18 protein-coding genes are annotated in these 19,138 nt (G+C 71.7%); 12 read left to right on the top strand and 6 right to left on the bottom strand.

What is annotated here, in order from left to right; all coding sequences use genetic code 11:
* Positions 1–92: 92 nt before the first annotated feature.
* From hypF to dop, 4 genes are all read left to right on the top strand, one after another.
* Positions 93–2,351 carry a carbamoyltransferase HypF gene (gene hypF / locus AB0J76_RS41305; protein WP_352330913.1) on the top strand — a complete coding sequence of 753 codons (2,259 nt, stop codon included), beginning with the start codon at positions 93–95 and terminating at the stop codon, positions 2,349–2,351.
* A gap of 65 nt (positions 2,352–2,416) precedes the next feature.
* Positions 2,417–3,436: a pyridoxal-phosphate dependent enzyme gene (locus AB0J76_RS41300; protein WP_364392879.1), complete on the top strand. Its 1,020-nt coding sequence runs from the start codon at positions 2,417–2,419 to the stop codon at positions 3,434–3,436.
* Between the two features lie 66 nt (positions 3,437–3,502).
* The gene (locus tag AB0J76_RS41295) at positions 3,503–4,582 is read left to right on the top strand and encodes an acyltransferase (RefSeq protein WP_352327587.1); all 1,080 of its coding nucleotides are present in this window, start codon (positions 3,503–3,505) and stop codon (positions 4,580–4,582) included.
* 86 nt (positions 4,583–4,668) lie between these two features.
* Positions 4,669–6,186, top strand: coding sequence for a depupylase/deamidase Dop (gene dop / locus AB0J76_RS41290; protein WP_352327588.1), 1,518 nt, complete (start codon positions 4,669–4,671; stop codon positions 6,184–6,186).
* Between the two features lie 25 nt (positions 6,187–6,211).
* On the opposite strand, the gene AB0J76_RS41285 is transcribed toward dop, so the two are convergent.
* Complete coding sequence (locus AB0J76_RS41285) at positions 6,212–6,616, bottom strand: hypothetical protein (protein WP_352327589.1); 405 nt, start codon at positions 6,614–6,616, stop codon at positions 6,212–6,214.
* A 149-nt stretch (positions 6,617–6,765) separates the two neighbouring features.
* Between AB0J76_RS41285 and AB0J76_RS41280 the strand changes: the two genes are divergently transcribed.
* Positions 6,766–6,975, top strand: coding sequence for a ubiquitin-like protein Pup (locus tag AB0J76_RS41280; protein WP_132622197.1), 210 nt, complete (start codon positions 6,766–6,768; stop codon positions 6,973–6,975).
* 97 nt (positions 6,976–7,072) lie between these two features.
* On the opposite strand, the gene AB0J76_RS41275 is transcribed toward AB0J76_RS41280, so the two are convergent.
* The 5 genes from AB0J76_RS41275 to AB0J76_RS41255 are packed head-to-tail and all read right to left on the bottom strand — an operon-like array spanning position 7,073 to position 12,263.
* Positions 7,073–8,107, bottom strand: coding sequence for a DNA polymerase IV (locus AB0J76_RS41275; RefSeq protein ID WP_352327590.1), 1,035 nt, complete (start codon positions 8,105–8,107; stop codon positions 7,073–7,075).
* A gap of 32 nt (positions 8,108–8,139) precedes the next feature.
* Positions 8,140–9,186, bottom strand: a complete 1,047-nt coding sequence (locus AB0J76_RS41270; RefSeq protein ID WP_352327591.1) for an ABC transporter ATP-binding protein — start codon at positions 9,184–9,186, stop codon at positions 8,140–8,142.
* Positions 9,183–10,001: a carbohydrate ABC transporter permease gene (locus tag AB0J76_RS41265; protein WP_352327592.1), complete on the bottom strand. Its 819-nt coding sequence runs from the start codon at positions 9,999–10,001 to the stop codon at positions 9,183–9,185. The genes AB0J76_RS41270 and AB0J76_RS41265 overlap by 4 nt, the downstream gene beginning before the upstream one ends.
* Entirely contained in the window at positions 9,998–10,924 is a 927-nt protein-coding gene (locus AB0J76_RS41260) for a sugar ABC transporter permease (protein WP_352327593.1), read from the bottom strand. The genes AB0J76_RS41265 and AB0J76_RS41260 overlap by 4 nt, the downstream gene beginning before the upstream one ends.
* Positions 10,899–12,263: an extracellular solute-binding protein gene (locus tag AB0J76_RS41255; RefSeq protein ID WP_352327594.1), complete on the bottom strand. Its 1,365-nt coding sequence runs from the start codon at positions 12,261–12,263 to the stop codon at positions 10,899–10,901. The genes AB0J76_RS41260 and AB0J76_RS41255 overlap by 26 nt, the downstream gene beginning before the upstream one ends.
* A gap of 170 nt (positions 12,264–12,433) precedes the next feature.
* Here AB0J76_RS41255 and prcB point away from each other — a divergent pair, with 170 nt between their 5' ends.
* The 7 genes from prcB (at position 12,434) to AB0J76_RS41220 (ending at position 19,116) form a co-directional block, all read left to right on the top strand.
* On the top strand, positions 12,434–13,282 hold the full coding sequence (gene prcB / locus AB0J76_RS41250) for a proteasome subunit beta (protein WP_352327595.1): 849 nt from the start codon (positions 12,434–12,436) through the stop codon (positions 13,280–13,282).
* Positions 13,283–13,303: 21 nt separating this feature from the next.
* Positions 13,304–14,176 carry a proteasome subunit alpha gene (gene prcA, locus AB0J76_RS41245; RefSeq protein WP_352327596.1) on the top strand — a complete coding sequence of 291 codons (873 nt, stop codon included), beginning with the start codon at positions 13,304–13,306 and terminating at the stop codon, positions 14,174–14,176.
* A gap of 153 nt (positions 14,177–14,329) precedes the next feature.
* On the top strand, positions 14,330–14,905 hold the full coding sequence (locus AB0J76_RS41240; RefSeq protein WP_352330398.1) for a hypothetical protein: 576 nt from the start codon (positions 14,330–14,332) through the stop codon (positions 14,903–14,905).
* Between the two features lie 136 nt (positions 14,906–15,041).
* Complete coding sequence (gene pafA, locus AB0J76_RS41235; protein ID WP_125642647.1) at positions 15,042–16,400, top strand: Pup--protein ligase; 1,359 nt, start codon at positions 15,042–15,044, stop codon at positions 16,398–16,400.
* Positions 16,401–16,519: 119 nt separating this feature from the next.
* A complete protein-coding gene (locus AB0J76_RS41230) occupies positions 16,520–17,428 on the top strand; it encodes an FKBP-type peptidyl-prolyl cis-trans isomerase (protein WP_352330400.1) in 909 nt (302 codons plus the stop codon).
* Positions 17,429–17,522: 94 nt separating this feature from the next.
* A complete protein-coding gene (locus tag AB0J76_RS41225) occupies positions 17,523–18,449 on the top strand; it encodes an FKBP-type peptidyl-prolyl cis-trans isomerase (RefSeq protein WP_352330402.1) in 927 nt (308 codons plus the stop codon).
* A gap of 19 nt (positions 18,450–18,468) precedes the next feature.
* Positions 18,469–19,116 (top strand): helix-turn-helix domain-containing protein, encoded by a 648-nt coding sequence (locus AB0J76_RS41220; protein ID WP_352331511.1) that lies wholly within the window; start codon positions 18,469–18,471, stop codon positions 19,114–19,116.
* Positions 19,117–19,138 lie beyond the last annotated feature (22 nt).

The raw sequence follows: 19,138 nt of genomic DNA, 5'->3' as shown, positions 1-19,138 counted from the left end.
GGCGGAGCTGGGCACGTGACTTCCTGAGAGGAAGGCCGCGACACGCGTCATCCGGCGTACAAGCCGGCCCGGCGAGGCGCACACTGGGGCCTGTGACCGTCCGTAAACGGGTGGACGTCCGCGTCGAAGGCGTCGTGCAGGGCGTGGGGTTCCGTCCCTTCGTGTATTCGCTGGCCAGCAGGCTCGGCCTGGCCGGCCGCGTGCGCAACGACGTCGAGGGGGTGTTCATCGAGGTCGAGGGCGCTCTGGCCGGGGTCGAGGAGTTCCTGACCGCGCTGGAGCGCGACGCGCCCGCCCTGTCGGAGATCGAGAGCGTCACCGTCGTCAGCGGCCCGCCTGCGGGCCACCGGGGCTTCAGCATCGCCGCCGGCGACCCGGCCGGCCGGCGCCGCGCCCTCGTCCCGGCCGACCTGGCCACCTGCGACGACTGCCTGCGCGAGCTGGCCGACCCGGCCGGACGCCGCCATCGCTACCCGTTCATCGCCTGCGCCAACTGCGGGCCGCGCTTCACCGTCGTGCGCGGCGTGCCCTACGACCGGCTGCTGACCACCATGGCCGGGTTCGCGATGTGCGCCGACTGCTCGGCCGAGTACCACGACCCCGGCGACCGCCACTTCCGCGCGGAGTCCACCTGCTGCCCGGCCTGCGGCCCGTCCCTGCGCCTGCTGGACGCCCGCGGCGCCGAGCTGTGCGGCGACCCGGTCAGCGCCTGCGCGACCCTGCTGCGGGCCGGCCGCGTCGTCGCCGTCAAGGGGCTGGGCGGGTTCCACCTGGCCGTGGCCGCCGCCCACCAGGAGGCCGCCGCGGCGCTGCGGGCCCGCAAGCACCGCGCGGAGAAGCCGTTCGCCGTCATGGTCGCCGACCTCGACCAGGCCGGCCGGCTGTGCGCGGTCGACGGGCAGGGCGCCGCGCTGCTCACCGGCCGCGCGCGCCCGATCGTGCTGCTGCCCCGGCTGCCCGGCGCGCCCGTCGCCGACGCCGTCGCGCCCGGCAGCCGCGACCTCGGCCTGATGCTGCCCTGCACGCCGCTGCACCACCTGCTGCTCGCGGAGCTGGCCGAGCCGATGGTGCTGACCAGCGGCAGCGTCGGCGACGAGCCCATCGCCTACGAGGACGCCGACGCGATCACCCGGCTCGGCGGCATCGCCGACGCCTTCCTCGTCCACGACCGGGCCATCCACGTCCCCGCCGACGACTCGGTGCTGCGCCCCTGGTCCGGGGGGCACACCGTGCTGCGGCGCGCCCGTGGCCACGCGCCCGAGCCGCTCACGCTGCGCCGTCCCGCGCCCCGCCCGGTGCTGGCCTGCGGCGCCGAGCTGCGCAGCACCTTCTGCCTGGTACGCGGCCGGCGCGCGTTCCTGTCCCAGCACATCGGCGACCTGGACGACCAGGAGACCCTGCGCTCCTTCATCGAGGGCATCGACCACTTCTGCGGCCTGTTCGACATCCGTCCCGAGGTCGTCGCCCACGACCTCGACCCCGGCTACCTGTCCACCAGGCACGCCCTGGAGCTGACCGGCGTCGAGCTGGTCGGCGTCCAGCACCACCACGCCCACATCGCCTCCTGCCTGGCCGACAACGGCGAGACGGGCCCGGTGATCGGCGTGGCCCTCGACGGCCCCGGCCACGGCCTGGACGGCACGCTGTGGGGCGGCGAGTTCCTGCGCGCCGACCTGACCTCCTTCCACCGGCTCGGCCACCTGGCCCTGGTCCCGATGCCCGGCGGCGCCGCCGCGCTCCGCCAGCCGTGGCGCATGGCCGCCGCCTACCTGCGCGACGAGCACCCCGGCCTGGACGTCGTCCGCCGCAACGCCGCCCACTGGCCGGACGTGCTCGCCCGGACCCGCACCGGGCTGGGCGCGCCCATGACCTCCAGCGCCGGGCCGCTGTTCGACGCCGTCTCGGCGCTGCTCGGCATCCGGGACGCCGTCACATACGAGGGGCAGGCGGCCGCCGAGCTCGAACAGCGCGCCGACCCGGCCGAGAGCGGCTCGTACCCGGCGACCATCACCGAGGGCGACCTGCTCGTCGTGCACGCCGCCGACCTCGTCCGGGCCGCCGCCGCCGACGTCGCGGCCGGGATCGCCACCGGCTCGATCGCGGGCCGCTTCCACAACGGCGTGGCCGACGCCGTCGTGCGCTGCTGCGTCATGATCAGGGACGGCGCCGGCCTGAACACCGTGGCGCTGTCGGGCTCGGTGCTGCAGAACGCGCTGCTGCTCGAACGGGCCGTCGAGCGCCTGCGCGGGGCCGGGTTCCGGGTGCTCACCCACACCCGGGTGCCGCCCGGCGACGGCGGTCTCAGCCTCGGCCAGGCCGCCGTGGCCGCCGCCCGGGACCGCTCCTCGTGACATGCGGCCGGGCGCGCCCGCCGGGTGCCGGGGAACGCCGCCCGGCCCGTCCTAGCATGGCGATCATGCACTTCTTCAACCCCGGCCGCACGCCCTACGCCGAACGCGACCGTGAGCTGATCGGCGTGGAGCACGCCCGGCTCGCCCGCGCCCACTTCGCCCGGCACCCCGCCTACCGGCCCACGCCCGTGCACACCCTGACCGATCTGGCCGGGGCGGGCACCGTGCACGTCAAGGACGAGAGCGGACGCATGGGCCTGGGCAGCTTCAAGGCGCTCGGCGGGGCCTACGCCGTGCACCGGCTGTCCGAACGCGACGGCGGCGGCACGACGTACGTCTGCGCCAGCGCCGGCAACCACGGCATCTCGGTCGCGGCCGGGGCCAGGGAGCTCGGCGCGCACTGCGTCGTCTACCTCAGCGAGCAGGTGCCCGAGCCGTTCGCGCACCGGCTGCGCGCCCTGGACGCCGAGGTCCGCCGCGAGGGCGGCGACTACGACGCCAGCCTGGCCGCCGCCCTGCACGCCTCCCAGGAGCACGGCTGGCGCCTGGTCGCCGACACCTCCTGGGAGGGCTACGACGACATCCCCCTGGACGTGATGCGCGGCTACACCGTCCTGTTCGACGAGATCGAGATCCCGCCCACCCACGTGTTCGTGCAGGCCGGGGTGGGCGGGCTGGCCGCCGCCGCGGCCGGGTACACGCGCGACCGCTGGGGCGAGCAGCCGACGATCGTCGTCGTCGAGCCCGACGGCGCGCCCTGCCTGCTGGAGAGCGCCCGCGCGGGACGGCCGGTGCACGCGACCGGCTCGCCCACGCGCCTGGGCCGGCTCGACTGCCTGGAACCGTCCCTGATCGCCTTCGACCTGCTGAGCCGCCAGGCCGACCTGTTCGTCACCGTGGCCGACGAGCAGGCCGCGCAGGCCGCCGCGCTGCTGGCCGAACGCGGGGTGGCGCTGTCGGAGTGCGGCGCGGCGGGGGCCGCCGGGCTGCTCGCCCTCGACCCGGGCACCCGCGAGGCGATCGCCCTCGGCCCGGCCGCGCGGGTGTTGCTGGTGGGAACGGAGGGACCGGTGGAACCAAAGTGATCAGCGGGTCGTCAAAGGGGCGTGCATCAAGCTAACCGGCCAAAGCATGCTCGGGGAGACGGCCGGTTGGCCGAGCTCGACCTGCTGCGCTTCCTCGCCGCCCTGGCGGTCGTCGCCTTCCACTACCTGGTGGCCTTCGCCTCGGTCTGGGGGGCCAGGCCCGCCGCGCTGTTCCCCGCGCTGGCGCCCTTCGCCGGGCTGGGCATCCTCGGCGTGGAGCTGTTCTTCGTCATCAGCGGGTTCGTCATCCTCATGACCGTGTGGGGGCGGGGGCTGGGGGCGTTCGCCCGGTCGCGGCTGGTGCGGCTCTACCCGGCGTACTGGCTGAGCCTCGGCGCGGTGGCGGCCCTGTACGGGCTGACCGGCGCGACCGCGCTGGACCCAAAACTTTCACCAGGCCAGTACCTGGTGAACGCCACCATGTTCCAGCGGCTGTTCAAGGTGGCCGACGCCAGCGGCGTCTACTGGTCGCTCTGGGCCGAGCTGCGCTTCTACCTGCTGATCGCGATCCTGGTGATCGTCGGCGTCACGTACGGGCGCGTGCTGGTCTTCTCGGGCGTCTGGCTGGCCGCCGCGCTGGCCGCCAGGTTCGTGGAGAACGATCTGCTCAAGGAGATCGTCATGCCCGACTACGCCCCCTACTTCGTCGCCGGCATGGCCCTGTATCTCATCCACCAGAACCGCAAGGCCCTGCTCCCGTGGCTGTACGTGGCCGCCGGATACGCCATGGCGGTCCCCGCCGCGCTGGGCCGCGTGCACCGCCGGATCGACGCCGCCGGGTTCAAGAACATGCCCGTCACCGACACCAGCGTGATCGTCACCCTCACCCTGATCTTCGCCGCCATGGCCCTGGTCGCCCTCGGCCTGATCCGCCTCAAACCCTCCAGGACGCTCACCGCGCTGGGCGCCACCACTTACCCGCTTTACCTCTTCCATGGGGTCGCCGCGGCGGCGCTCATCCCGCTGCTCACCGGCGACCTGCCCCCCTGGGCGGTGGCCCTGGTCACGACTCTGGCCGCCGTCGTGCTGTCGTATCTGATCTACTCCTTTGCCGAACGGCCGATCCAGCGACTCCTCAAGCCCCGCAGATCACCGCAAACCACAACAAGCTCCGCCGTACAGATTCAGAAGGCGTCGGTGCCATAACTCTGTGGCCTCGGGGCACTGTGAAGGGCATAGGCTCGGGCATATAAACGGCGGATAGGCAGATCCGGACGAACAGAGGGTGTTGCATGACGGTGCGTCGGGTGATGGGCATCGAGACCGAATACGGCATCTCCGTACCAGGTCAGCCAGGCGCCAACGCGATGGTGACCTCCTCCCAGGTCGTGAACGCCTACCTGGCCGCCTCGGCGGCCCGCGCGCGCAGAGCGCGCTGGGACTTCGAGGAGGAGAACCCGCTGCGCGACGCGCGCGGCTTCGACCTGGCCCGCGAGGTCGCCGACCCCAGCCAGCTCACCGACGAGGACCTCGGGCTGGCCAACGTCATCCTCACCAACGGGGCCAGGCTCTACGTCGACCACGCCCACCCGGAGTACTCCTCGCCGGAGTGCACCAACCCGCGGGCCGCGGTCATCTGGGACAAGGCCGGCGAGCGCGTGATGTACGACGCGGCCACCCGCGCCTCGGCGATCCCGTCCAACGCGCCGATCCAGCTCTACAAGAACAACACCGACGCCAAGGGCGCCTCCTACGGCTGCCACGAGAACTACCTGATGCGGCGCGCCACGCCGTTCGCCGACATCGTCCGGCACCTGACGCCGTTCTTCGTCTCGCGGCAGGTCGTCACCGGCGCGGGCAAGGTCGGCATCGGCCAGGACTCCCGCGGCGAGGGCTTCCAGATCAGCCAGCGCGCCGACTTCTTCGAGGTCGAGGTCGGCCTGGAGACCACGCTCAAGCGGCCCATCATCAACACCCGCGACGAGCCGCACGCCGACCCGGAGAAGTACCGCCGGCTGCACGTGATCATCGGCGACGCCAACATGTCGGAGATCTCCACCTATCTCAAGCTCGGCTCCACCGCGCTCGTCCTGGCCATGATCGAGGAGGGCTTCCTGACCCGCGACCTGGCCGTGGAGAACCCCGTCCAGTCGTTGCGGGCGGTCAGTCACGACCCGACCTGCCGCTACGAGATCCCGATGCGCGACGGCCGCAAGCTCACCGCCGTGCAGCTCCAGATGGAGTACCTGGAGCAGGCCCGCAAGTACGTCGAGGAACGCGGCACCGCCCAGGACGAGATGAACAAGGACGTCCTCGACCGCTGGGAGTCCGTGCTCACGCGCCTGGCCGAGGACCCGATGCAGCTCTCGCGCGAGCTCGACTGGGTCGCCAAGCTGGAGCTGCTGGAGGGCTACCGCACCCGCGACAGCCTGCCCTGGTCCCACCCGCGGCTGCAGCTCGTCGACCTCCAGTACTCCGACATCCGCCCCGACCGCGGCCTGTACAACCGGCTCGTGGCGCGCGGGCGCATGCAGCGCCTGATCAGCGAGGAGGAGGTCGAGCGCGCGATCGAGCTGCCGCCGACCGACACCCGCGCCTACTTCCGCGGGCGCTGCCTGAGCCAGTACAGCGAGTCGGTGGCCGCCGCCTCCTGGGACTCGGTGATCTTCGACATCCCCGGCCGGGAGTCCCTGCAGCGCGTGCCCACGCTGGAACCGCTGCGCGGCACCAAGGCGCACGTCGGCGAGCTCTTCGACCGCTGCCGCACCGCGGCCGAGCTGGTCGCGGCGCTGACCGGCAACGGGGAGTAGCCGGAGCCCAGGGCCGTCCCGGGGCTCACAGCAGGCCGATGCCGAGCGTCAGCGTGCCCGCGGCCAGTGACGCGCCGCCCACGGCGGTCAGCCAGATCAGCCGGTTCGGCTTGGTGTCGCGCGGACGCAGCACCGACAGGAAGAAGCCCAGCGGCATCAGGATGGGCGCGGCCACGATGAGCGTGCGCGTCAGCGCCTTCACGCCTTCGGACAGGCTCGCCTGGTCCACGTACACCATCGCGACCAGGCTGAACAGCACCAGGACGCCCGCGTGCGCGTGCCCGGCCCGCCACAGGCCCCTGCGGACGGGGTTGTCCAGATAGCCCGGCTCGTTGCGCATGAGGAACCGCAGCAGGGTCACGCCGCCGAACGCGACGCCGGGGACTGTGATGAGGAGCACACCTGCCGTGTGCAGCGACGAAGGTGACATGTCGGGATCTCCTTGTGTATAGGTGGATCCATTATTGGATAGGAGTGCTATCCAGTCAAGCCGCCAAGATCGCAGGGTGTTCGACGCGAAATGTCGTCCGGTTCGGGGAAGATATGCCTTGGAGGCAGTCCCCCAAGCGGAGGTAGGACATGGCAACCAAGGACACCGGCGGGCAGAAGCAGACCGGCCGGCGTGAGGCCGAAGTTGAGGAGACCGAGGCCTCGGCGGCGCCGGACGTGCAGGAGCGACAGGAGAAGCTCACTGACGATGTGGATGCGATCCTGGACGAAATCGACGAAGTGCTCGAAGAGAACGCAGAGGAATTCGTGCGTTCCTATGTGCAAAAGGGTGGCGAGTAGGGCCAGTAGGGCTTTGTCCTCACCGCTCTGACCATGGGGAAGGATGAGCCCCGGCCGATGCGGCCGGGGCTCACTCCTCGGACCAGCCCAGTGCTGTTCAGTCGGGCGCCGTGTAGTCGACCGCCACGCCGAGCAGCCGGACCGGGCGGTCCAGGTCGAAGCGGCCCAGCGCGGCGAGCGCCGCCTCGGTCAGCATGCCGGGGTCGGCCGTGGGCTCCGGGAGCGTGCACTGCCGGGTACGGGTCAGGAACGGGGTGAAACGCACCTTGACCGTCACCCGCGCGCAGAGACGCCCCGCCGCCACGGCGTCGCGGGCGACCTGCCCGGCCAGATCGGCCACCTGCCCGGCGACGGCCTCACGATCGGTGAGGTCGCGGGGGAAGGTGATCTCGCGGCTGTGACCGCGGGCCACCCAGGGAGTGGTGTCCACCTCGGCCTCGCCCTTGCCGAGGGCCAGATAGCGGTACCAGGGGCCGTTCACCGGACCGAAGGCGCGGGCCAGCTCGGCGGGGTCGGCGGCGGCCAGGTCGGCGACCGTGCGCAGGCCGAGCCCGGCGAGCTTCTTCGCCGTCCGGGCGCCGATGCCCCACAGCGCGTCGGTCGGCCGGTCGTTCATCACCTCCGCCCAGTTCTCGCCGGTCAGGCGGTAGACGCCGGCCGGTTTGGCGAAGGCCGAGGCCAGCTTGGCCTGGTGCTTGTTGTCGCCGATGCCGACCGAGCAGCTCAGCGTGGTGCGGTCGAGCACGACCCGCCGCAGGTCGGCCGCCAGCGCCTCGGGGTCGTCGGTCGTGGCGCCGACGAACGCCTCGTCCCAGCCCCAGACCTCCACCAGCACCGGCAGCTCGCGCAGGGCGGCCATGACGCGCTCGGAGGCGGCCTCGTAGGCGGGCGGGTCGCTGGGCAGGAAGACGGCGTCCGGGCAGCGCCGCAGCGCCGTGCGCAGCGGCATGCCGGAGCGCACGCCGTGCGCGCGGGCCTCGTAGGTGGCGGTCGCGGCGACCGTGCGCGGCTGGGCGGGGTCGCCGGAGCCGCCCACGACGACGGGCCTGCCGCGCAGCTCGGGATGGCGCAGCAGCTCGACGGCGGCGATGAACTGGTCGAGGTCGACGTGCAGGATCCAGGCCCTGGCCATGGGTCCAGTATGCGAGGCGGGCCGCCCCGGGGTCACAGCAGCCGGTCGTCGCGGTAGACCAGGGCGCGGCGCGGCACGGCCCAGCGGGCGGCGCCGAGCGGCGGCTCCTCGCCCTCCGGCACGACGGCCTGGATGAGCGCGTCCGGGGACTCCAGGGTGATGAGGGTGTGGGTGCCCATGTTCTCCAGGACGGAGACGACGCCGGGGAAGGCGTCCGGGCGCTCGGCGGGGGACAGGTCCATGTACTCCGGGCGTACGCCGTACGTCACGGGGACGTCGTCGTCCGGCGTCAGGCCCTCGGGCAGCGGGAGCAGGGCGCCGGCCACTTTGAGCCCGGAGCCGGTGACCTCGGCGGGCAGCAGGTTCATCGGGGTGGAGCCGATGAAGGAGGCCACGAACGTGGTGGCCGGCCGGTGGAAGATCTCCGCCGGCGTGCCCACCTGGATCATCGAGCCCCTGGACATGACGGCGATGCGGTCGGCCAGCGCGAGCGCCTCGGCCTGGTCGTGCGTGACGAACACGGTGGTGACGGCCAGCTCCCGCTGCAGCCGCTTGAGGAAGGTGCGCGCCTCCAGGCGCAGGCGGGCGTCGAGGTTGGACAGCGGCTCGTCGAACAGGAACGCGGCCGGGTGGCAGGCGATCGCGCGGGCCAGCGCCACCCGCTGCTGCTGGCCGCCGGACAGCTCGGACGGACGCCGCAGCAGCAGCTCGGTGAGGCTGAGCCGGGCCGCGACCTCGGCTGCCTTCTCCGCCCGCCGGGCGCGGGGCACCTTCCTGATGCGCAGCGGGTAGGCGATGTTGGCGGTGACGTCCATGTGGGGGAAGATCGCGTAGTCCTGGAAGACCATGGCGACGTCGCGCTCGCCCGGCGGCAGCGCGGTGACGTCCTTGCCGTTGATGGCGACGGTCCCGGAGGTGGGGGTCTCCAGGCCGGCGATGCTGCGCAGGAGGGTGGTCTTGCCGCAGCCGGAGGGGCCGAGCAGGGCGAAGAACTCGCCGTCCTCGATGGTGAGCGCGAGGCCGTCGAGCGCGCGTACGCCCCCGGGGAACACCTTGGTCAGGCCGTGCAGGGAGATCAACGCTTGATTCCTCCGTGGAAGCGGAAACCGTACCGCTGGGAGACGAACAGGTACATCAGCACCACCGGCAGGGAGTACAGCAGCGAGAAGGCGGAGATGAGGTCGAGCCGGGGCGCGCCGCCCTCGGTGTAGAGCGTGTAGAGGATGATCGAGCCGGGCGCCTTCTCGGGGTCGCGCAGCAGGATGAACTGGAACAGGAACCCGCCCCACACGCTGGCCAGCGCCCACACGGCGATGGTGGCCAGCCCCGGCCGGACGAGCGGGACCACGATGTGCCGCAGGATCTGCAGCGACGAGGCGCCGAAGACCCGGGCCGACTCCTCGTAGGAGGTGGGCGTCTCGTCCATGAAGTCCTTGAGGATGAAGATGGCGGCCGGCAGCAGGCCGGCCGAGACCACGAGGACGACGCCGAGATGGGTGTCGATGAGGCCGAGCCGGGTGGCCAGCTCGAAGATCGGCACCATCGCCGCGGTGCCGGTGACCACGGACGACAGCAGCAGGAGCAGGTAGAGCAGCACGTCGCGGCCGGGCAGCCGGACCCGCGACAGGGCGTAGGCGGCCAGCGCCGACAGGACGACGACCAGCACCGCCGCCCCGCCCCCCTGGATCAGCGAGTTGCGGATCGAGCCCAGCGCGTACGGGTTGTCCAGGACGGCGGCGAAGTTGCGCAACGTGAACTCGGGGATCGACGTGGTGATCGTCGGCGTGGCGTCGAAGGGCGCGCTGGCCAGCCAGAGCATGGGCAGCGCGAAGAAGGCCAGGACGACGGCGACGAACACGGTGGCGGCCAGCCGTCCGAGCGTGTGGCGGATCATGCGGGCGGTCCTCCGGCGGCGGCGACCTCCCGGGTGCGGCGGCGTCCGCGCAGCAACCGCAGGTAGGCCAGGGCGAAGACGAGGTTGATCAGCAGGATGAGGAAGGAGATGGCGGCGCCGACGCCGAGCCGGCCGTCCTGGAGCGCGACGCGGTAGACGTACACGGGCAGGATCTCCGAGTGGCCCTCGGGCCCGCCGCCGGTCAGCACGAACGGCGTGAAGTCGTTGAACGTCCACAGGCTGATCAGCAGCAGGTTCGTCAGGACGTGCCGTCTGATGGCCGGCAGCACCACGTCGCGCAGCTGCTGCGGCACGCTCGCGCCGGCCAGCCTGGCGGTCTCCAGGTGCGAGGGCGGCACGTTCTCCAGGGCTGCCGAGTAGAGCATCATCGAGAACGCGGTGCCGCGCCACACGTTGAAGACGATGATCGACAGCAGCGGGTAGTCCAGCAGCCAGGCGAACCCGGGCGTGTGCAGCAGGGCGTTGAGCGTGCCGTCGTCGCGGTCGAGCAGCGCGAACCACAACATGCCGACCACGGTGCTGGGCAGGATCCACGACAGCAGCACCGCGCCCTCGACGACCCGGCGCAGCGGGCCGGTGCGCGAGCGCAGGATCCAGGCCAGGGCGAAGCCCAGCCCGGCCTGCCCGACGACGGCCGAGCCGCCGACGTACAGCAGGGTGAGCCACAACGAGGACAGGAAGCGCGGGTCGGCGAGCGCGGCGGTGTAGTTGTCCAGGCCGACGACCCGGGGGTCGGCGGCGGCCAGGCCGGTCAGCCGGTAGTCGGTCAGGCCGAGGTAGATGGTCCACAGGGCCGGGAAGAGCAGGAAGACGCCGATCAGGACCAGGGCGGGCAGGACGAACGCGACCGCCCTGCCCCGGCCCAGCCCCGCGGCGTCAGCCGCCGACGTTGGCCGCGCCACCGACCAGTCCCTCCAGCTTGCTCCGGTACGCCGCGGCCGCCTCGTCGGCGCTCTTCCCGGCCACGACGGCCGCGGTGGCCTCCTGCAGGGCGGTGGAGACCTGCGGGTAGACGGCCAGGCCCGGCCGGTAGGCGGTGATGGGCAGCACCTCGTCGGCGACGAACTTGAGCATGGGGTCGGCGCTCAGCACGTCTTCGTTGACGTCGGTGCGGGCGCTGACACGGGCCTGCCCGGCCAGCTGCGACTTGGTCGCGGCGGCCGAGTGCATGAAGGCCAGCAGCTCCCAGGCCGCCTTGGGGTTCTTGGAGAAGGGGTTGAGCACGCGGACGGCCCCGCCGGACATGCTGACGAAGTCCTGGCCGCGGATGCCGCCGCCGGGCTGCCTGGCCGGGATCTTGGCGTAGCCCACGACCTGGTCGCGGTCGGGCATGGGGGCGACCCCGGCCTTGGGCTCGATGACCGAGCGCCAGAAGTAGTCGCTCTCGGCCAGGATGGCGATCTTGCCGGCGGCGAACTGCGCGAAGGACTTGTCGCGGCCCTTGGCCTCCTGCTGGAGCTTGGGGTCGCCGAGCCCGCTGCCGCCGTAGATCTGCTGGTAGAAGCCGAGGACGTCCTTGACGGCCTGGGAGGCGCCGGTCCACTTGCCCGCGGCGTAGATCTCCGCCCCGGCGCCGGCCAGCAGGGGCAGCACGCCCTGCATGGTGGTGGCCTCGCCCATGGCGGTGCCGGCGTCGATCTGGACGGGCGTGGGCACCCCGGCCGCCTTGAGCTTGACGCCGGCGTCGATGATCTGCTGCCAGCTGGTCGGCTGCCAGGTCTCGGACAGCCCGGCCTTCCTGAACAGCGCCTTGTTGTAGAACAGCACGCGGCCGTCGGTGCCCTGGGGCAGGCCGTACTTCTTGCCGTCGAAGATGCCCAGGCCCTGGACGGCCTGCGGGATCTGCGACCAGCCCTCCCACTGCTCGACGCCGGCGCCGCCGACCTCGGTGAGCGGCTTGATGTATCCGGCCTGGGCGAACTCGCCGACCCAGATGCCGTCGAGGTCGATGACGTCGGCCCCGGTCCTGGACTTGAGGTCCAGAGCGATCTTGGTCTTGTACTGCTCGTCGTCCACGCCGTTGCCCTGGAAGAGCACCTTGACGTTCTGGTGGGTCTTCTCGAACTCGGGGATGACCCACTTCTTGATCCAGGTGGCGGACTCTGAGTTCTTGCCGCCCTCGATGGAGTTGGCGGTGATGGTGAGGGTGATGCTGCCCCCGGACTGGTCGCCGGAGCCGCAGGAGGTGAGGGCCAGGACGGCTGCTGCCGCGACGAGCGCGGGCCGGCTGGGGAGTCGCAAGTCGGCCTCCTGTTCAGGACGTGCAGACATACCGACAATCGCACGGGGTGTGGCGGGCGTAAAGAAACGATCTGATGAACGGTTCGCCGTGAGCTGATCGTGGGAAGTGCAGACAGCAGCGCAACATGAGTAGGGTCGGCCTAGAGACACTGATGTTGGGAGGGAGTCGCGTGGCACCGAACAGGGATCTGCCCGTCGGCCTGGTGGACCAGCTTTTCCGAAACTCAGGGAACTCCTCGTTCACCGAGTTCGTCGGCTCGTACGCGCCCGAGTTGCTGCCGCAGCGTCACCAGGCGCTGGCCACTCCGATCGGCGACCAGGTCCCGCACGCGACCACGATCGTGGCCGCCACCTTCGCCGGCGGCGTGGTGATGGCGGGCGACCGGCGGGCCACGTCGGGGAACATCATCTCGCAGCGTGACATCGAGAAGGTGTTCCGCGCCGACGACTACTCGTGCATGGGCATCGCGGGCACGGCCAGCACCGGCATCGAGATGGCCCGCCTCTACCGCGTGGAGCTGGAGCACTACGAGAAGATGGAGGGCCGCACGCTGTCGGTGGCGGGCAAGGCCAACCGCCTGGCCACCATGATCCGCGGCAACCTCGGCATGGCGATGCAGGGCCTGGTGGTGGTGCCGCTGTTCGCGGCCTACGACCCCGACCGCGACGAGGGCCGCATCTTCAGCTACGACGTGGCGGGCGGCCCCTACGAGCGCGACCGGTTCGACGCCATCGGCTCCGGCTCGATCTTCGCCCGCGGCTCGCTGAAGAAGCTCTACCGCGACGGCGCCTCCGCCGACGACATGGTGATGACGGTGATCCAGGCCCTCTACGACGCGGCCGACGACGACTCGGCGACCGGCGGGCCCGACGTGTCCAGGAAGATCTGGCCGATCGTGTCGGTGATCGACGCCGACGGCTTCCGCAGGCTGACCGACCAGCAGGTGGCCGCCAAGGTCGAACAGATGCTGGAGGCCCGGATGATCTCGCCCGACGGCCCCATCGCCCCGCTGCGCTAGAAAGGACCACTGCCCGTGTCCATGCCTTTTGGATATGCGTCCCCTGAGCAGATCATGCGGGACAAGGCCGACTACGCGCGCAAGGGCATCGCGCGGGGCCGGTCGGTCGTCGTGTTGCAGTACGTCGACGGCATCCTGTTCGTGGCGCCCAACCCGTCGCGGGCGCTGCACAAGATCAGCGAGATCTACGACCGCATCGGGTTCGCCGCCGTCGGCCGCTACAACGAGTTCGAGGAACTGCGCCTCGGCGGCATCCGCTACGCCGACATCAACGGCTACACCTACGACCGCTCCGACGTGACCGGCCGCGGGCTGGCCAACCTCTACGCCTCCAACCTGGGCCGCATCTTCACCGAGTCGATCAAGTCGCTGGAGGTGGAGGTCGTCGTCGCCGAGGTCGGCGACAGCCCCGACGGCGACGCCATCTACCGGCTGACCTTCGACGGCTCGGTGTTCGACGAGCACGGCTTCGCGGCCATGGGCGGCCAGGCCGACGCCGTGGCCGGGCGGCTCAAGGAGCGCTACCGCGAGTCGATGTCGCTGGCCGACGCCCTCGGGGTGGCGCTGACGGCGCTCACCGAGCCGGGCGGCGAGCGGCCGCCGGTCGCCCAGCTGGAGGTCGCGGTGCTCGACCGCAACCGCGAGCACCGCAAGTTCCTGCGGCTGACGGGCGCACGTCTGGAGCGCCTGCTCGCCCAGACGACGACGTCCACCACGCCGTCCAGCACGCCGTCCGCCACATCCGCCACGCCGCCCGAGGCCCCGGCGACCGGGCCCGCGGCGGAGTCGTCCGAGACGCCGGAGACCCCGCCCACCACGCCGCCCACCGCGCCGCCGACCGGTCCGCCCACGGGCCCCGAGGGCGACGTCGACGACGGCTCCGGGCCGCTCTGAGCCTTCCGAGACCGCCGGGACAGGGCGGGGGCCGCCATGGCGGCCCCCGCCCTGTCGCATGAGCTCACCGCGCGCCACAGGGGCCCGTGCTGTGTGACCTGTATCACTGGCGCGGCGGTGAACCGCGGGGCGCGAGGTGGGATCTCAGCAAGCGTGAACACAACGATGCGCACCCTCCTCGCCGGCGGCACCGCCGCCGCCGCGCTGCTGGCCTCCGGCGTCGCCGCCCACGCGGCCACCGCCGCCACCGCGGCCACCGCGGGCGCCACCACGGCCGGTAAGACGGCCACGGCCTACCCGGCGTACAAGAAGCCCGCGATCTTCGGCACGAGCTTCCAGGCCGACCCCGGCCACGACTTCACCAAGGGCATCTCCTCCCGCCACAGCGGCATCCTGCGCGGCTGGATCACCGACGTGCGCGACGGCGTCGCCGAGTACGAGCCCATCAAGTGGAAGCGGTCCAAGACCACCGAGGGCTACTTCGTCGGCCCGCCCGAGGGCGACGTGACGGCCTACGCCTCCCCGATCGCCAAGGACGTCGTCTTCCTGTCGGCCTACGGCTGCAAGCCGACGATGGCGGCCATGACCGTCGACCGCAACACCGGCCTGGGCGCCAAGCGCTGCCCCACGTCGGTCCTGGTCAAGCGGCACGACAAGCAGCGGCAGCCGTCGCTCATCACGGTGCACAAGGGCAAGATCGTCAAGGTGCAGGAGATCTACACCCCGTGATCCCGGCTCCGCGCTTCGCGGGGGCGGGCGCGGACCTGGTAAAACCCACCCAGCAAATCTGGCAAATGGGACGTCCGCCGGAAAACACCTGTGAAGATCTCTCCCGATCGCCGATCTGTGGGCATAGTGTGAGGTGATGGATCGTCGCATCTTCGGGCTGGAGAACGAGTACGGCGTGACCTGCACGTTCAGGGGACAGCGCAGGCTGTCCCCCGACGAGGTCGCGCGCTACCTGTTCCGGCGGGTCGTGTCCTGGGGCCGATCGAGCAACGTCTTCCTCCGCAACGGCGCACGTCTCTACCTCGACGTGGGCAGCCATCCTGAGTACGCAACACCCGAGTGTGACAACGTCATCGAACTCGTCACCCACGACAAGGCGGGCGAGCGCATCCTTGAGGGCCTTCTCGTCGACGCCGAGAAACGCCTGCGCGAAGAGGGCATCGCGGGTGACATCTACCTGTTCAAGAACAACACCGACTCGGCCGGCAACTCCTACGGCTGCCACGAGAACTACCTGGTGGGCCGGCACGGCGAGTTCGGCCGCCTGGCCGACGTGCTGATCCCGTTCCTGGTGACCCGGCAGATCGTGTGCGGGGCGGGCAAGGTGCTCCAGACGCCGCGCGGCGCCGTCTACTGCGTCTCGCAGCGGGCCGAGCACATCTGGGAGGGCGTCTCCAGCGCCACCACCCGGTCCCGGCCGATCATCAACACCCGCGACGAGCCGCACGCCGACGCCGAGCGCTTCCGCCGCCTGCACGTGATCGTCGGCGACTCGAACATGAGCGAGACCACGATGCTGCTCAAGGTCGGCGCGACCGACCTGGTGCTGCGCATGATCGAGGCCGGCACGGTGATGCGCGACCTGTCCCTGGAGAACCCGATCAGGGCCATCCGCGAGGTCTCCCACGACATGACCGGCCGCCGCCGGGTGCGCCTGGCCAACGGCCGGGAGGCCTCCAGCCTGGAGATCCAGCAGGAGTACCTGTCCAAGGCCCAGGACTTCGTCGACCGGCGCGGCGGCGACGCCATCACCCGCCGGGTGCTGGAGCTGTGGGAGCGCACGCTGCGCGCGGTCGAGACCGGCGACCTCGACCTGGTCTCGCGCGAGATCGACTGGGTGACCAAATACCAGCTGATCGAGCGCTACCGCAAGAAGTACGACCTGCCGCTGTCCTCGCCCAGGGTGGCCCAGCTCGACCTGGCCTACCACGACGTCCACCGCAAGCGCGGCCTGTTCTACCTGCTGCAGAAGCGCGGCTCGGTCGAGCGGGTGGCCTCCGACCTGAAGATCTTCGAGGCCAAGTCGGTGCCGCCGCAGACCACCAGGGCGCGCCTGCGCGGCGAGTTCATCCGCAAGGCGCAGGAGAAGCGGCGCGACTTCACCGTCGACTGGGTTCACCTGAAGCTGAACGACCAGGCCCAGCGCACGGTGCTGTGCAAGGACCCCTTCCGCAGCGTGGACGAGCGCGTCGACAAGCTCATCGCCGGCATGTGAGGCAACGGCCGGGGTGTGGTGTTTACCTCGGCCCTACCTCGATGTCGGGTAGGGTGACGCGAATCTGACGTCTTTTCCGAGGGAAATCCATGCGCCGCGCTCTGGCCGTACTGGCAGCCGTGCCTTTGATCTTCTTCGCCGCAGCGTGCGGCGACACCGACGCCGGGGCGAACGGAGGCGCCGCCACCAGCACCGGCTCGGCCGGGCTCACCGTCACCGGGAACGTGGGCGTCAAGCCCACGGTGACCTTCCCCGCCGGCTCGCCGGCGACGAAGTCCTCCTACCAGGTGATCCAGCCGGGCACCGGCCCCGAGGTCAAGACCGGCGACAAGCTGATCGTCAACCTGACCGTCTACAACTGGGACGGCAAGGGCAACGCGATCCAGGGCTCCTCCTACGACACCAAGCAGCCCGAGACGGTCCCCGTCAACGAGCAGCTGCCGCAGGTGTTGCGCGACGGCTTCACGAAGGTCAAGCACGGCGGCCGGCTGCTGGCCGTGCTGGCCAACGACTCGGCTCCGGCGGGCCAGGCCACGGCCGGCGCCGAGCCGACGAAGGTGTTCGTGCTCGACGTGGTCGGCGCCCGGCCGCCCGCGCTGAAGGCGGCCACGGGCAAGGAGACCGGCCAGACCCTCAAGGGCGTCAAGGTGGACAACCCGGGTGGCGAGAAGGCCCCGACGCTGACCACCAAGACCGACGAGAAGCCGTCCAAGGAGCTGGTGGTCAAGACCCTCATCGAGGGCACCGGCGCCAAGGTGCAGCCCACCCAGACGCTGACGGTCCACTACACGGGCAAGGTCTGGGGCACCGACAGCCAGTTCGACTCCAGCTGGGAGCGCGGCGAGCCGGCCGAGTTCCCGCTTGCGAACGTGATCCAGGGCTGGCAGAAGGGCCTGGCCGGGGTGCCGGTCGGCAGCCGGGTCGTGATGAGCATCCCGCCCGACCTCGGCTACGGCGACCAGGCCCAGGACAAGATCCCCGCCAAGAGCACGCTGGTGTTCGTGGTCGACGTGCTGGCGGCCTCCTGACCGGGTGATCTCCTGACGGGCCGTCCGACGAGGCGGTAGCATCTCGTGGCCCGGTGGCCTCTCGCCGCCGGGCCACTTCGTCGTGGGAGGGCAGATGCGCCGCCGTACGATCGTGCCGTCGCTGGCGCTGCTGCTTCTGCTGGCCGCCGCCTGCACGGGCCCGACGGCCGGCGGCCCCGCACCCGAGGCGGAGCGGAAACTCGACCTGAAGGTGGGCGGCGCGTTCGGCGCCCGGCCCACGATCGTCTTCCCCGCCGGCCGGCCCGCCGCCGATCTCCAGGTCGCCGAGCTGACCACGGGCGGCGGCGACCGGCTGAGCGACGACGACGTCGCGGTCGTCCAGTACACCGCGCACGTCTGGGACGGCCGTGACAACCGCCTGGTCGACTCCAGCTTCAACCGGGGCGCCCCGGCGGCCTTCCCGGTGGGCTCGCTGCTGCCGGGGCTCGGCAGGGCGCTGCGCGGCCGTACGGTGGGCAGCAGGGTGCTCGCGGCCGTCCCGCCCGACCAGGGCTTCGGCGGCGCCCCGCCGCGTGGCCTCGGCCCGGCCGACGACCTGGTCTACGTCGTGGACATCCTGGGCGCCCACCGCAAGGGCGCCTCGGTCGAGGCGGCCGGCGGGTCGCTGGCCGGCGTCCGCGTGGCCGGCGGCGAGCGGCCGAAGGTGTCGATCCCGGACGCCGCGCCGCCGCGCGCCTTCACGGCCAAGGTCCTGCGGCGGGGGAGCGGCAGCCCGGTGCGGGCCGGCCGGCTCCTGGTCACCCAGTACGAGGGCGCGATCTGGGCCCGGCGCGAGGTCTTCGACGCCACCTGGTCGACCGGCCTGCCGAAGGCGTTCCGGATCGGCGACGGCACCGTGATCAAGGCGTGGGACAAGGCGCTGGACGGGGTGCCGGTCGGCAGCCGGGTGCTGATGATCGTCCCGCCCGCCTACGGCTACGGCGCGCCGGGCCATCCCGCGTACGGGATCAAGGGCTCCGACACCCTCGTGTTCGTCGTGGACGTCCTGGCCGCCTACTGAGGCTCCGTAGACTCCGGCTGTGAGCAGTGACGACGACCTGCAGGCGCTCGGCCTGCTGCACGACCCCGTGCGCCGCAGCCTGTACGAGGCCGTGACGGCCGGCGGCGGCGACGTCGGCAGGGGCGAGGCGGCCGAGGCGGCCGGCGTGTCCAGGACGCTGGCCGGCCACCACCTCGACAAGCTCGTCGAGGCCGGGCTGCTGGAGAGCGGCTTTCGCCCCCAGGACAGGAAGGGCCCCGGCAGCGGCCGCCCGGCCAAGGTCTACCGCAGGGCCAAGGGCGAGCGCACGGTCAGCCTGCCCCCGCGCGACTACGCGACGCCCGCCTCGGTGCTGGCCGACGTGGTGGAGCTGCTCGGCGCCGAGGAGCAGGCCGAGCAGGCGGCCCGCCGGGCGGGCGCGCGCATCGGCAGGGGACGCGGCGGTGAGCCCGTCGACCGGGTGCTGCGCGAGCGCGGTTACGAGCCCTACGACGAGGGCGGCGCGCTGCGGCTGCGCAACTGCCCCTTCCACCTGCTGTCCCAGGAGCAGCCGCTGCTGGTGTGCTCGATGAACCTGGCGCTGTGCCAGGGGCTGCTGGAGGGCATGGGGGAGGACCCGGGCAGGGCGCGGCTGGATCCGCGGCCGGGGGAGTGCTGCGTCTCGCTTTCTAAAACAAATGAAGATTGACATAGAAGCCGCGAGAGTGATG

The sequence above is a fragment of the Nonomuraea sp. NPDC049624 genome (genome assembly GCF_040675255.1).
Classification (GTDB): domain Bacteria; phylum Actinomycetota; class Actinomycetes; order Streptosporangiales; family Streptosporangiaceae; genus Nonomuraea.
Note: the sequence above shows the minus strand (reverse complement) of the source record. Positions and strands in the feature narration are given on the sequence as shown.